Annotated in this window: 14 protein-coding genes and 1 other RNA gene; 7 read left to right on the top strand and 8 right to left on the bottom strand. The window is 72.0% G+C overall.

The genetic code is table 11. The features are described from left to right. Window positions 1–257: 257 nt before the first annotated feature. The 3 genes from ACFWWQ_RS04590 (at window position 258) to ACFWWQ_RS04580 (ending at window position 1,844) form a co-directional block, all read left to right on the top strand. Window positions 258–770, top strand: a complete 513-nt coding sequence (locus ACFWWQ_RS04590; RefSeq protein ID WP_384589981.1) for a hypothetical protein — start codon at window positions 258–260, stop codon at window positions 768–770. A 298-nt stretch (window positions 771–1,068) separates the two neighbouring features. After that, complete coding sequence (locus tag ACFWWQ_RS04585; RefSeq protein ID WP_384589978.1) at window positions 1,069–1,200, top strand: hypothetical protein; 132 nt, start codon at window positions 1,069–1,071, stop codon at window positions 1,198–1,200. Next, window positions 1,176–1,844: a hypothetical protein gene (locus ACFWWQ_RS04580; protein ID WP_384589975.1), complete on the top strand. Its 669-nt coding sequence runs from the start codon at window positions 1,176–1,178 to the stop codon at window positions 1,842–1,844. The genes ACFWWQ_RS04585 and ACFWWQ_RS04580 overlap by 25 nt, the downstream gene beginning before the upstream one ends. Window positions 1,845–2,063: 219 nt before the next feature. Here the strand turns inward: ACFWWQ_RS04580 and ACFWWQ_RS04575 are convergent, their stop codons facing one another. The 4 genes from ACFWWQ_RS04575 to ACFWWQ_RS04560 all read right to left on the bottom strand — a co-directional run bounded on the left by ACFWWQ_RS04575 (window position 2,064) and on the right by ACFWWQ_RS04560 (window position 5,073). Beyond that, window positions 2,064–2,393 (bottom strand): Lsr2 family protein, encoded by a 330-nt coding sequence (locus ACFWWQ_RS04575; protein ID WP_384589973.1) that lies wholly within the window; start codon window positions 2,391–2,393, stop codon window positions 2,064–2,066. A 90-nt stretch (window positions 2,394–2,483) separates the two neighbouring features. Continuing rightward, window positions 2,484–2,705: a DUF397 domain-containing protein gene (locus tag ACFWWQ_RS04570; protein ID WP_384589970.1), complete on the bottom strand. Its 222-nt coding sequence runs from the start codon at window positions 2,703–2,705 to the stop codon at window positions 2,484–2,486. A gap of 434 nt (window positions 2,706–3,139) precedes the next feature. Then, an RNA gene (gene rnpB, locus ACFWWQ_RS04565) (RNase P RNA component class A) lies at window positions 3,140–3,540 on the bottom strand. A gap of 39 nt (window positions 3,541–3,579) precedes the next feature. After that, a complete protein-coding gene (locus tag ACFWWQ_RS04560; protein ID WP_384589967.1) occupies window positions 3,580–5,073 on the bottom strand; it encodes an RNB domain-containing ribonuclease in 1,494 nt (497 codons plus the stop codon). 197 nt (window positions 5,074–5,270) lie between these two features. On the opposite strand from ACFWWQ_RS04560, the gene yaaA reads away from it, so the two are divergent. Both yaaA and eda read left to right on the top strand, forming a co-directional pair. Continuing rightward, complete coding sequence (gene yaaA / locus ACFWWQ_RS04555) at window positions 5,271–6,068, top strand: peroxide stress protein YaaA (protein ID WP_384590295.1); 798 nt, start codon at window positions 5,271–5,273, stop codon at window positions 6,066–6,068. Window positions 6,069–6,138: 70 nt separating this feature from the next. Then, a complete protein-coding gene (gene eda, locus ACFWWQ_RS04550) occupies window positions 6,139–6,780 on the top strand; it encodes a bifunctional 4-hydroxy-2-oxoglutarate aldolase/2-dehydro-3-deoxy-phosphogluconate aldolase (RefSeq protein WP_384590292.1) in 642 nt (213 codons plus the stop codon). A 74-nt stretch (window positions 6,781–6,854) separates the two neighbouring features. Here eda and ACFWWQ_RS04545 read toward each other — a convergent pair whose 3' ends face one another. The 4 genes from ACFWWQ_RS04545 to ACFWWQ_RS04530 all read right to left on the bottom strand — a co-directional run bounded on the left by ACFWWQ_RS04545 (window position 6,855) and on the right by ACFWWQ_RS04530 (window position 10,769). Then, window positions 6,855–8,003, bottom strand: a complete 1,149-nt coding sequence (locus tag ACFWWQ_RS04545; RefSeq protein WP_384589964.1) for a bifunctional RNase H/acid phosphatase — start codon at window positions 8,001–8,003, stop codon at window positions 6,855–6,857. A 3-nt stretch (window positions 8,004–8,006) separates the two neighbouring features. Beyond that, window positions 8,007–8,750: a zinc ribbon domain-containing protein gene (locus ACFWWQ_RS04540; protein WP_384590289.1), complete on the bottom strand. Its 744-nt coding sequence runs from the start codon at window positions 8,748–8,750 to the stop codon at window positions 8,007–8,009. Continuing rightward, window positions 8,747–9,622 (bottom strand): Nif3-like dinuclear metal center hexameric protein, encoded by an 876-nt coding sequence (locus ACFWWQ_RS04535; protein WP_384589960.1) that lies wholly within the window; start codon window positions 9,620–9,622, stop codon window positions 8,747–8,749. The genes ACFWWQ_RS04540 and ACFWWQ_RS04535 overlap by 4 nt, the downstream gene beginning before the upstream one ends. A 115-nt stretch (window positions 9,623–9,737) precedes the next feature. Continuing rightward, on the bottom strand, window positions 9,738–10,769 hold the full coding sequence (locus tag ACFWWQ_RS04530; RefSeq protein WP_384589957.1) for an ABC transporter substrate-binding protein: 1,032 nt from the start codon (window positions 10,767–10,769) through the stop codon (window positions 9,738–9,740). Between the two features lie 233 nt (window positions 10,770–11,002). Between ACFWWQ_RS04530 and ACFWWQ_RS04525 the strand changes: the two genes are divergently transcribed. After that, complete coding sequence (locus tag ACFWWQ_RS04525) at window positions 11,003–12,652, top strand: hypothetical protein (protein ID WP_384589954.1); 1,650 nt, start codon at window positions 11,003–11,005, stop codon at window positions 12,650–12,652. A 133-nt stretch (window positions 12,653–12,785) separates the two neighbouring features. Next, window positions 12,786–12,953: a hypothetical protein gene (locus ACFWWQ_RS04520; RefSeq protein ID WP_384589951.1), complete on the top strand. Its 168-nt coding sequence runs from the start codon at window positions 12,786–12,788 to the stop codon at window positions 12,951–12,953. Window positions 12,954–13,115 lie beyond the last annotated feature (162 nt).

The following is a 13,115-nucleotide window of genomic DNA, read 5'->3' as shown; positions in this document are numbered from 1 at the left end:
CTCCACGCGACAGGGCGACCCGCGCGGCTGGACCGCGGAGTGCGCACCCCCGATGCGTTCTCTCCTTCATCACAGCCGTCAACACGTTCTTGCCGGGGAATACCTCCACCCGTCCAGTCGGGTCACAGATGCCGAAAACGAATGCGCGGAGCATGATGGAGCCAAGCAAGTCGAGCCCTTTGATACGTATACCCCATTGCAGACCAACCGGTTTCACGGTACGAAGATCAGCTGCCCGATACGTGAGGAGGTCCGTCTTGTTCTGGAATTTGACTGTCGAGGATCGCCTGTTCGAGATCAGGCTTCTCGATGGAGCGGAGATGCTGTCCCGCTGGGACGAGGTCGAAAGAATGCTTCGCAAAGCATTCGATGATGCGCAGTACAACGATGACGGATACTCCGTGGAGAACCCCGTCAGCTTCACCCGGGCCGGAGTGGATGGCGCCCTGGGGCCCGGGATCAAACACGTGATAGCGCTCGGCAACGGGGGCCTCGTCGGAGGATTCTTCTGCCTCCCGACGGAACCGAGGGGCGATGAGAAAAGCTGCGATGTCGGCTGGGTATTCCTGACCCCTGACCTTCCTCATCCCTATCGCCGAGGCGTCCTGAACGAGATCATGGCGAGGGGATACCAAGCCGTCAAGAACGCCGGCTTCGAGCGCATCGTATCCAACATGGGCACCGCAGCGGGAAGCGCCGCATTGACCCGGTACGGCTTTGTCCACTCCCCGCTTCCCAGCACATCGAACCGGTGGGTGAAGGAGCTGTAACAACAGAAATTCGACCACAGAAAAGGGTCTCCGGCCAGGGCAGACACCAGGCCGGAGACCCTCTTCAAGCTGACCGGCGGACGAGACCGGCCTGTACGCCGGGAACAGTCTCCTCAGCAGCAGCTACCTGCGGAAACACCTCCGGACGAGGCGCATCGCCACCAGATCGCCACACCACGGAACACCGCCGCCACCCTTACGCGACCTCCTCATCATCAACGTCCACCAGAAGGGGCCTGGAGGGCGGCTCGAATACTGGGGGTCGGCCATCAGCCGAGGCCGCCAGGTGAACATCGTGGTGATCGTCCAGTACGCCCGAAAGACCAGCGACGGCACGTACGACGCAGGCAAGGGTGAGAAGATCGGCGTCATCACGGCTTACTGCAAGAACCAGCCGAGGAACAAGTGCCCGAACTGGGTGAATCAGTGACAGACACGCACGACGAGACGGCGGAGCAGCAGGCGGACATCACCCGCCTGCTGCTCCACCACATTCAGGCCCCCATCTCCGGAACTCAGTGTCTGCGGGGGGTCCTCCCAGCGCCGGATTCGGCCGCGGCGATCCGCATCGTCACGGGCGCCGCCGGGGCCTACGAGCCCACGGAACTTATCGGCTACGAGTTCCCTTTGGATGCCAGCGGCGATCAGGTCACCGCCCGGGACGTTCTCGGGATGCTCCGTACTCTGCTCACAGGTACGCACATCTACCCGAACCACCAGCTTGGCAGCGTCATGGGGATGACGCTTGTACAGGTCGATCCCACGAGTGTGAACGTGGCTGCCGACACTTCGGATGAGCGAGCCTTCGGGTTCCTGCGCGCGCTCGTATACCCGTACACCGAGGAAGAGCCGGAGCCTCGGCTGCGCGGCTTCCTCCTGCGGGGCCAGGACCAGCTACGCCTTTACGTTGACCTCGACGACGCATCGCATGTGATCGCCGTCGACATCCGGACCTCTGGCGCCACCACCGCGCTCCTCGCAGCGCTGCCTTCGCTGCTGACCGAGGAGCTGCGCACATCTATTGACGAGGCGGATCCTCACTGCTCCCGGGCTGTAGATCTCACTGACTGGTGAGGGCAGCGGGCAGTTCTCCAGCATCCCGTCGCGGGTGTTCATGGCCAGGCCGAGGATGGTCCCGTCCACCGTGACGCGACGGCCTCCCGTGGGGCTGGGAGGATGAACGACGATTCGTGCCGTGAGGCCACCATCGCAGCCGGATCGGCGTTCTGCTCCCCGAGAAGCACAAAGGCTCCCCCGCGCGTAGCGAGGGAGCCTTTGAAATAATTAAACAACTCAGTTGGCCTTGGCGTATGCCTCACGGATATCGGCGGGGACACGGCCCCGATCGTTGACGTTGTATCCGTTCTCCTTGGCCCACGCGCGGATCTTCGCGGTGTCCTCCCGACCGGCGGGCGCGGGCTTCCCTGCTCGGGCCTTACCTGCGCGGGTACGACGGCCGGCCTTGAGGAACGGCCCCATGGCATCCAGCAGCTGGTCGTAGGAGTCCGGCCCAAGGTCGATCTCGTACGTCACGCCGTCCAGCGCAATGGTGTGCGTAGCCGCCTCAGAGGACTCTTCGCCTGTCAGGTCGTCGGTGATAACGGTGATTACTTTTTGTGCCATGCCCGGATGATACGGGGGCTCAGATGAAAAATAAAACGCCCACCTTTCCGCGAGAAAGGCGGGCGTCCTCTGAAGGGGGAGCAGCCCTGCTCAGGACAGGAGATTCGACTGTCCAGCCTGAATGCTCTTGGTGAAAAGCTCGTAATCCTTGCGGGAAATGATCAGGACCTTGGCGTCAGGGTCACCGACGTCTTTGGAGTCGCGCAGTGCCACGACCCCATCGACGAACGCAACCTCAAGGCAGTTGTTAGTGCCATTGGACAGATGGCTCTTTACCCATGTGGCGTTGGTGAGATCGACCTGCTTATTCATGGTTCAGTCCTGGATTATTTCCGAGCAACGTTTCCAAGTTGGGCAGGTTGCTAGAAACTTTTCTCATACGCCATGGTTGCTCATGTGAGAGCAACGCCCCGGTCTCATAGGGGAGTTGATTCCTGCCAACGAGCCTGCCCCGACGTTAACACGGCTCGTCCTCGCGGAGGGAAGACCTCGTGACGAAGAGCAGTAACGCACCAACGCCCGCCGACAGCCCCCGGAACAGGGGGCGCCGGGGCCTCCGACCGGAGGACTCCGGGACTAGGCCGGCGCCGAGAGCGACGATGGATGGTCTCGCAGACCCGCTACGAGCGGCACCCTCGGATGCGAAAGCCCGCAAAGGGTGACCAGCTCGCTCCGCCCTCACGACGCACGAAAAGGGCCCCTGACCTGGTAAAACACCAGGTCAGGGGCCCTTCGTCGCTAGGCGACGGACGAGTCCGGCCTGTACGCCGGGTTCTGTCTCCCCCGGCCCTTGCGGGCCGAGGGGAGGCGGCCATCCATCTAGGGCTGCCGTTGCCGACAGCCTCGTGCGGTCTACCCGCGGACTCGGGCGGGCAGCCCTCGGTCGTCCGCGCAGGAGCGCCGGGGCGCTCCCTCTTGACCTTGCTCCGGGTGGGGTTTACCGAGCCCTCCGAGTCACCTCGGAGGCTGGTGGTCTCTTACACCACCGTTTCACCCTTACCGGTGCCTTGCGGCTCCGGCGGTCTGTTCTCTGTGGCACTGTCCCGCGGGTCACCCCGGGTGGGCGTTACCCACCACCCTGCCCTGTGGAGCCCGGACGTTCCTCGGGAGGGTCCGAAGATCCTCACGCGGCCGCCCGGCCGGCTCGTCCGCCGTGGTGACCATGCTACCCGGCCGGACCCGGCGGTCAGGCCGGGGTGAAGCGGACGGGGTCGCTGCCCGGTTCGGCGGCGGTGAGACGGACGCGGAGGGCATCGCCGAGGCGGGGTGCGGGGGCGTCGGGCGGGGTGGTGAGGCGGCCGGTGACGGCGGGGGTACGGAGGTGGACGGTGGCGTCGTCGGTGTCGTCGGTGTCGCGGTCGGTGTCGGTGACGACGGCGTCGAAGGTCTCGCCGATCCGGTCGCGCAGCAGGGCGGCGGCGACGAGGGCGACGCATGCGCGCTCGGCGTCGTCGGCGCGGCGGGCGCCGGTCGCCATCGTGGCAGGCAGCCCGGCCAGGACGGAGCGGACCCAGGACGGCGGCGCGATACCGGCCGAGGCGGCCAGGCAGAGTTCCGAGGTGTAGCGGTCGACGAGGCGGTTCAGCGGGGCGGTGGCGTGGGCGTAGGGCAGAACGACGGCGGCGTGCACCGCGGCGGACGGCGGCGGGGGGCTGCCGTCGAACGCGAGGTAGCCGCCGCCGCGCAGCACGGTGGCGCACTCCTGGAGGAACGCGGCGTGCGAGGCGCGGTGCGGGTCGAGGCCGCGGACGAGCGCGGCGTACGACGTGTGATGCGGCCAGTCGACCCCGAGGGCGTGGGCGGTGCGGCGGAGGCGGGCGACGGAGCCGTCCGGTGCGGTGGGCAGGGTGCGCAGGATGCCGGTACCGGCGGCGAGCATGAGGTCGGCGGCGGCCACGCCGATGAGCTGGGCGAGCTGTGCGGTGAACCGTTCGGCGGGGAGCGGGGCGCGGTAGGCGAGGGCGTAGCGGCCGTCGTGGGCGGTGAGCCGGGCCTCGGGGACGTACAGGGAGATCGCGCCGCGGGCGCGTTCGCGGGCCTCGCGCAGCAGGCCGGTCTCCCGGAGCAGGGCGAGGGGTTCCTCGGCGGTGCCGTCGTCGAGGATGCGCTGGACGGCCGGGTGGTCGAGGCGCGCGCGGGAGCGGACCCGGGCGCGGCGTACGGAAGCGGTGGCCAGGGCGCCATCCGCGTCGAGGTCGAGCTGCCACAGGACGGCCGGACGGTCCTCGTCGGGCAGGAACCCGGCGGCCCGCTCGCTGAGGGCGTACGGGTGGAGGGGGACGCGCGCGTCGGGGAAGTGGAGGGTGGTGACGCGGTGGTGGGCCTCGGCGTCGAGGGCGCCGCCGGGGGTGACGAAGGAGGCGACGTCGGCGACGGCGTAGTGGAGGCGGAAGCCGCGTCCGGCGGGGCGGCGGGCGAGGAACATCGCGCGGTCGAGGTCCGGGGCGCCGGGCGGTTCGAGGGTGAAGAGCGGCAGGTCGGTGGCGTCGGCGAGGCTGTGGGCGGTGGCCACGTCGCCGGCGGCGGTGGGGATGCGCGGGGCGAGGGCCGCGCTGTCGGCCTCCGCCTGGGCGGTGGGCGGGAAGTGTTCGGGGATCTCCAGCCGCCCGCGCAGTCCGCGCAGCGCGGCGCGCAGCGGGTCCTGCGCGGCGTCGGTCACGTGCATGGGGCGGCGGGGCATGTCACCGAGCGTAAGGCGGTGCGGCGTGTGCGGCGCGGTGCGGCGGGGCGGGCCGGGGCCGGTCGGGTGCGGGCCCGGATCACGGCCGTGAGCTGCGGTTCCGTCGTGGTGGGCGGCAGGACCTACGCTGTGGCGGGGTCTGCGGCGCGGTGCGCCGGGGCCCGCCGTACCGCATTCGCCGCGTGAAGGAGAAGACCGTGCTGGTGCTGTTGCCGCCGTCCGAGGGGAAGGCCACGGGGGGCGAGGGGGCGCCGCTGGATGTGGCCGCGCTGTCGCTGCCGGGGCTCGGCGCCGCGCGCGAGGCCGTGCTGGAGGAGCTGGTCGCACTGTGCTCGGACGACGAGGAGAAGGCGCGCGAGACCCTGGGCATCGGCGTGGGGCTGCGGGGCGAGGTCGCGAAGAACGCGGCGTTGCGGACGGCGGGCACCCGCCCCGCCGCGGAGATCTACACCGGGGTGCTCTACGACGCCCTGGGCCTGACGACGCTGGACGCGGCGGCGCGGGAGCGGGCCGACCGGTCGCTGCTGGTGTTCTCGGGCCTGTGGGGCGCGGTGCGGCCCGGCGACGCGATCCCGTCGTACCGCTGCTCGATGGGGGTGAAGCTGCCGGGCCTCGGGGCGCTCGGGGCGTACTGGCGGGAGCCGATGGCGCGGGTGCTGCCGGAGGTCGCGGCGTCCGGGCTGGTGCTGGATCTGCGGTCGGCGGCGTATGCGACGGCGTGGAAGCCGAAGGGCGAGGTGGCGGGGCGGACGGCGACGGTGCGGGTGCTCCAGTCGAAGATCGTGGACGGGGTGGAGAAGCGGTCGGTGGTCAGCCACTTCAACAAGGCCACGAAGGGGCGGATGGTCCGCGATCTGCTGAGCGCCGGGAGGGCGCCGGAGGGCCCGGCGGAGCTGGTGGAGGCGTTGCGCACGCTCGGGTACACGGTGGAGGCCGAGGCCCCGGCGCGGGCGGGCCGTCCGTGGGCGGTGGATGTCGTCGTCACGGAGGTGTGAGACCAGCGCGTTGCACAGAACGCAACGCTCGTTGCGGAGAGTGTGGGGAGAGGCGCAGTATGGGCGCGTGATGCACGCTGCCCCCTCGCCCGCGCCCGCCTCCGTGCTGGGCCTCGCCCCCGTCATTCCGGTCGTCGTGATCCAGGACGTCGCCGACGCCGTGCCGCTCGCCCGCGCCCTGGTGGACGGCGGACTGCCCGCGATCGAGGTGACGCTGCGGACACCCGCCGCGCTCGACGCGCTGACCGCCATCGCCGCCGAGGTCCCGGACGCGGTGGTCGGCGCGGGCACCCTGCTGACGCCCGAGCAGACCACCGCGGCCTGCGGCGCCGGTGCGCGGTTCCTGGTGAGCCCCGGGTGGTCGCCGCGGCTGCTGGCCGCGATGCAGGACGCCGGTGTGCCGTTCCTGCCCGGCGTCTCGACGGCGTCGGAGGTGGTGACGCTGCTGGAGCAGGGCGTGACGGAGATGAAGTTCTTCCCCGCCGAGGCCGCGGGCGGCACCCCGTATCTGAAGTCGCTGGCCGCGCCGCTGCCGCAGGCCCGTTTCTGCCCGACCGGCGGCATCGGCGCTGCGTCCGCACCGTCCTACCTCGCACTGCCCAACGTCGGCTGCGTCGGCGGCACCTGGATGCTCCCGGCAGACGCGCTGGCCGCCAAGGACTGGGGCCGGGTCACCGAACTCGCCCGCGAGGCCGCCACGTTGGCCCGCTGATCACACCGGCACTCCGGACCGTATGACGACGGGCCCGGCACCTTTCGCAGGTGCCGGGCCCGTCGTCATACGCGTCAGCGCAGGTGCGAGGTGTCGTTCAGCAGCCGCAGTGAGGCGTTGCCGTCGGCGTAGTACGCGACGGCGGAGAGGGAGGCGGCCGACAGCTCCATGCGGTACAGCGCCTCGGGCGGGGCGCCGAGCGCCAGCCGGACCAGCGTCTTGATCGGCGTGACGTGGGTGACCACGAGGACGGTACGGCCCGCGTACCGGGCGGTCAGCGCGTCCCGGGCGGCGGCGACCCGGCGGGCCACCGTCGCGAACGCCTCGCCGCCGCCGGTCGGCGCCACGCGGGTGGAGCCCAGCCAGGCGTCGAGGTCGTCCGGGTACCGCTCGCGGACCTCGCCGAAGGTCAGGCCCTCCCAGGCGCCGAAGTCCGTCTCGCGCAGCCCGTCCTCGACGCGGACGTCGAGCCCGAGCCGGCCGGCGACGACCGCGGCGGTCTGCCGGCAGCGGCGCAGCGGGGAGCTGACGACGGCTTCGATCGTGCCGCGGGCGGCGAGCGCGGCGGCGGCCGCCTCGGCCTGCCGCAGCCCCGCCGGGGACAGCTCCGGGTCGCCGCCGCCGCTGCCCGAGAAGCGCTTCTGCGGGGTCAGCGCCGTCTCACCGTGGCGCAGCAGGACGAGGGTGGCGGGCGCGCCGAGGTCGGCGCTCCCCCAGCCGACGGCCGGGGCGGCCACCCTGGTCGCGTCCGTGCCGGGGCGCGCCGGGGCGTCGAGCGCCGCGCGGGAGTCCTCGGGCCGCCACTGACGGCCGTCGCGCCCGGCGTCCATCGCCTCGTTGGCGAGCCGGTCGGCGTGCTTGTTCTTCGCCCGGGGGATCCACTCGTACGAGACCAGCGTCGCCGGGTGGGCGGCGGCGGCCTCGGCGGCGAGCGGCTTCATGTCGGGGTGCTTGATCTGCCAGCGGCCCGACATCTGCTCGACGACGAGCTTGGAGTCCATCCGCACCCGGATCCGGGCCGCCGGGTCGAGGGCGTGCGCCGCCCGTAGCCCGGCGACGAGGCCGCGGTACTCGGCGACGTTGTTGGTGACGGTGCCGAGGAACTCGGCGGCCTCGGCGAGGGGTTCGCCGGTGGCCGCGTCGAGGACGACGGCGCCGTAACCGGCCGGACCCGGGTTGCCCCGGGAGCCGCCGTCGGCCTCGACGATCAGGGTGCGGGCCACGGCCTACAGACCGGAGTCGGGCGTGCGGACCAGGATGCGGCTGCAGTTCTCGCAGCGCACGACGGTGTCGGCGGCGGCCGTGCGGATGTCGTTCAGCTCGGTGATGTCCAGCTCCAGGCGGCAGCCCTCGCAACGCCGCTGGAAGAGGCGGGCCGCGCCGATGCCGCCGTGCCTCGCGCGCAGCCGGTCGTAGAGCTTCATGAGGTCGGCGGGGATGTCGGCGACGGTCAGCTCACGCTCCTTGGTGACCGTCTCGGCCTCGGCGTCGATCTCGGCGTAGGCGGCGTCGCGGCGGGCGGTGACGTCGTCGGCCTTCGCCTGGGCGCCCTCGACCCGGCCGGACAGCTCGGTGGCGCGCTCCTGGGCGGCCTCGCGGCGCTCCATGATCTCCAGGACGATGTCCTCCAGGTCGCCCTGGCGCTTGGCGAGGGAGGCCAGTTCGCGCTGGAGGCTCTCCAGGTCCTTGGGCGAGGTGATGGCGCCGGAGTCCAGGCGCTTCTGGTCGCGGGCGGCGCGCTGGCGCACCTGGTCCACGTCCTGCTCGGCCTTGGTCTGCTCGCGGGCGGTGTCGCTCTCCTCGGTCTGCGCGGCGACGAGCAGGTCGCGCTGCTGGGTGAGGTCGGCCTCCAGGGTGGTCAGCTCAGCCAGCTCGGGGAGGTTGTTGCGCTTGTGCGCGAGCTGGGTGAGGCGGACGTCCAGGGCCTGGACGTCGAGGAGACGGATCTGGTCGGCGGGCGCGGCGTTCAGCGGGGGGCTCCTGGGGTGTGTGTCGGGGCGGAGGGGGTGGCGGACGCCGCGTGGGCGGTCCAGGGGTCGGTGACCGTACGGGAGACGTGCGTGCGCAGGCCCCAGCCGTGGCGGTCGGAGACGGCGTCGAGCTGGGCGGCGGCCTGCTCGCACCAGGGCCACTCGGTGGCCCAGTGCGCGGCATCGAGTAGCGCCGGGGGGACGGCGCCCACGCTCTGGGTGGCCTCGGAGGCCGGATGGTGGCGCAGGTCCGCGGTGAGGAACGCGTCCACACCGGCGGCCCGCACCGCGTCGAAGAGGCTGTCGCCCGAGCCGCCGGAGACGGCGAGCGTACGGATGACGCGGTCCGGGTCACCGGCCGCGCGGATGCCCTGCGCGGTGGCCGGGAGCCGGGCGGCTGCGTGGGCGGTCAGCTCGGCGAGCGTCATCGGGTGCGGCAGTTCGCAGATCCGGCCCAGGCCGCGGCGGCCGTGCCGGTCGGTGGCGTCCGGCACCAGCGGGCCGGTGATCCGCAGGTCGAGCGCGCCGGCCAGGGCGTCGGAGACCCCCGGGTCGGCGGTGTCGGCGTTGGTGTGCGCGACGTGCAGGGCGATGCCGTTCCGGATGAGCGTGTGGACGACCTTGCCCTTGACGGTGGACGCCGCGACCGTCGTCGTCCCGCGCAGATAGAGCGGGTGGTGGGTGACGAGGAGGCCGGCGCCGAGAGAGACCGCCTCGTCGGCGACGGCCTGGACGGGGTCGACGGCGAACAGGACGCGCTCGACCTGCGCCGCGGGGTCGCCGCAGACCGTGCCGACGGCGTCCCACTCTTCGGCCCGCTCGGTGGGCCAGAGGGCGTCGAGAGCGCTGAGGACTTCAGACAGTGCGGGCACGGGTGGAAGGTTACCTCCCGCCCGGGGCCCGCCGTCCCGCCTCCCCGGCGGGCGGTGACGGGTGCCCGGCGGTGTGCGGCGGCGGGGTCCGCCGCCGCGCCGCCGGGCCCGGACGTCACTTCTTGACGAGGTATCCGCGCAGGTCGTCGAGGACGCTGTCGGCGGCGGTGACGCCGAGGCCGAGGTACCAGGTCTCGTCCTTGACGTTCTTGGCGTGGCCGTCCTTGACCGCCTTGAGGTTCTTCCACAGCGGGTTGGACTCGGCGGTGTCCCGCTTGGTGGCCTTGGGGTCGCCGTAGACGCCGGTGAAGATCCAGTCGGCGTCCGCCTGGTTGATGTTCTCCGGGCTGACCTCGGTGGCGAGGTCGTCGACCTGCTGGTTCTTCGGGCGGGGCAGGCCGACGTCCTTGAGGAGGGTGCCGATGAAGGACTGCTGGGCGTAGAGCCGGGTGAACTGCGGCATGTAGCGCAGCATCGTGACGGTCGGCTTCTTCGGGCCGATGTCCTCGCCGAGCTTCTTCGCCTTCTCCTCGTACGCGGCGAGCTTCGCCTTGGCCTCGGCGGTCTTGTCCAGGGCGGCGGCGTTGAGGAGGTAGTTCTCCTTCCAGGTGAAGCCCGGGCGGATGGAGAAGACGGTCGGGGCGATCTTCGAGAGCTGCTGGTACTGCTTCTCGGCGCGGAGCTTGCTGCCGAGGATCAGGTCGGGCTTGAGCTTGTTGATGGCCTCCAGGTTGAGGCCGTTGACGGTGCCGACGCTCTTGGGATTCCCGGCGTCCTTCTTCAGGTAGTCCGGGATCGCCTCGTCGCCCTCGGTGGGGGCGTAGCCGACGGGCTTGATGCCGAGGGAGACGACGTTGTCCAGCTCGCCGACGTCGAGGACGATGACGCGCTTGGGTGCGGCCTTGAGCTTCGTTTCGCCCATGGCGTGCTCGATGGTGCGGGGGAACTGACCGGCCTTGGCGTCGGTTCCCATCTTGGCCGTCTCCTCGGCCGCCTTGGCGAAGTCCTTGCCGCCCTGGGCGACGGACTGGGAGCCGGCGCCGTTGTCGCTCTTGCCGCCCCCGTCGGAGGAACCGCAGGCCGCGAGGGTGAGGGCACCGGCGGCGGCGAGAGCTGCGGCGGCGGCGCCGCGGCGGCGAAGGGACATCGCGTACTCCTGGGGGTCGGACTGCGGGCGGTCCACGGGAGGCGGCACACCCGGCACAACGAAGGTTAGGCAGCCCTTACTTTACGCACGCTTGATACGGCCAGCACAGGGACCCCGGCCAACACCGGCGAACCGGACTTTCGCCACCCTTATGCGTGAACCCTCACCGCACACGTTGATCGGCCGGAAGTCCGAAAACTACCTTCGGCATGATGACTGGAGGTGACCATCCGATGACGGTCTGTGTCAGGAAAGACATCACGGCGCTCGGACGTCCGCCCCGCGCGCCGCTGACGATCGCCGCCGACGGCTCGTACGCCGCCCGGCTGGTACGTCAGGACGACGGTACGGACAGCTGGTTCCCGGAGCGCTGGACGCTGAGCGGACCGGAGCCCTACGCCGTACCGCTGCCCGGCGAAGCCCCGGAGGCGCCGGACAGCGCCCTGCTGCCGCTGGCGGACGGCCGGGTGCTGATCCGGCGGCCGGTCGAGGACGGTTTCGGCCTCGCGCTGCTGTACCCGGCGGGCCCGGGCACCGGCGAACTCCCGCTCGGCACCATCGAGGCGCCGGAGCTGACGCTGCTGCCCCCGGCGCCCGGCGGCCGGAGCGCGCACGCGCTGACGCCGGGTGACACCTCCACCTCCCTGTGGCTGCTGCACGGCGGTCCGGACGGCCCCGAACACCTCGCGGAGATCCCCGGGCGGTGCACCGGCGGCGCCTGGCTGGACCGCTCCGGGCAGCTGCTCGCCGTCGACCAGGAGCTGGACGGCCGGACGAAAACCGTCGCCGTCGATCTGACCCGCGGCGGTGAAACGACACTGCTTCTCCAGATCACCGAGGAGAGCAACGACCGGCTGCTGCTGGCCGATCCGGACAGCGGACTGCTGCTGGTCCGCTCCGACGCGCCGGGCGAGGACCGGCTCGGCTGGGGCGTCCTGGGCAGCGCGCTCCCGGTGCGGTTCCCCTCCTGCCTGCGGCCGCCGGACGCGACGCTCACCCCCTTTGCCGTCCAGCCCGGGCAGATGCTGACGCCGGAGCAGTGCGCGGTGGCGTGGCGCATCGAGGACGGCGACGGCGAACGCCTCGGCGTCTGGCGCCCCGCGGCCAAGGGTCTGCGGCAACTCCCGCCCCCTGACGGCTGGTTGACCGGCGCGGGCCGCTGGAGTGCGGACGGCGAACTGCTGCTGCCGTACGTCACGGACACCGTCGCGTGCGGTCTGGCGCGGATGGCCGTGCCGCTGGAGCCGTCCGAGGAGCCGTGGGCGCGCACGGCGGAACCGGTGCCGGACCCGGTGCCGGTCGTGGAGCCGGACCCGGTGCCGGTGCCGGTGCCGGCATCGATCACGGCGCCGGTCGCGGCGCTGCTCCCGGTGCTGGCCCCGGCGCTGCTCCCGGCGCCGACCCCGGTACCCCTCCCGGTACCGGCGCTGCCCGCCGCGCGGGCCGCGGAGACCGTGCCCGTACCGCCGGTGCCTGCCGCCGTGCCCGTACCGCCGGTGCCTGCCGCCGTGCCCGTACCGCCGGCGGGGGCCACCGTGCAGACGCCGGACGCGGAGCGGCCGCGGCTGCCGCAGGCGGTGCGGACGATGCAGGGGCTGCGCACCACCCGCCCGCCGCTCCCGGTGCGCAACACCCTGGGCGGGGACGCCATCCGGCGGTGGCAGGACCGCGGCCGGATCGCCCCGATCGGCGCGGCGCTCCCGCCGCCCCGGGACGGCGGCTCCACACCCTCCCCCCCACCGGACACCGCGCTCCGGGAACCGTACGCGGGCGCCGCGCATCCTTCTTCCCACGGGCCGGTGCCGTTGCAGGAGGCGCCGCTGTCGGCCGGGGAGGCCCGGTGGAGCGTGATCACCCGCCCCGTTAGGATTCAGCGGGGCTGATGGGGTCCGCCCTTCACTCCCGACGGAGCGCGGGTCGACCCCCCGCGCAGCCGGTCGACCCGGCCATCGGCGGCGACACCGCGGCGGTCCCGACGCGTACAGCCGTAAGCGATCCGACGGAGTGACACTTCCCATGCCCGAAGCCCAGACCGACACGACCGAGGCGCGCCCGCAGGAGGCACCCGCCCAGGCCGCCGAGGCCCAAGGCGCCGGCAGACACCGCGGTCCGGCAGCGACGGAGGAGGCCAAGGCAGCCGCCAACGGCCGTCACCGCCGCGCCAAGCAGCCCCAGCACGCCTGATCACCAGGCGCCCCGGAGCCTGTCACGGCCCCCCCGCCCCAAATACCCGCGGGCGTGGGGGGGGGTGGGGTTTGGGGCGGGGGGCCCCGGCGCCCCCCCCCTCCCTAATGTCTGCCGGTGGGTCAGTTCTTCCGCGCCACGCCGCCGTACTCGATCCACTCC

The organism is Streptomyces sp. NPDC059080, assembly GCF_042739975.1.
Classification (GTDB): Bacteria; Actinomycetota; Actinomycetes; order Streptomycetales; family Streptomycetaceae; genus Streptomyces; species Streptomyces benahoarensis.
The sequence above is the reverse complement of the archived record's forward strand: the minus strand, read 5'-3'. Positions and strand labels throughout refer to the sequence as shown.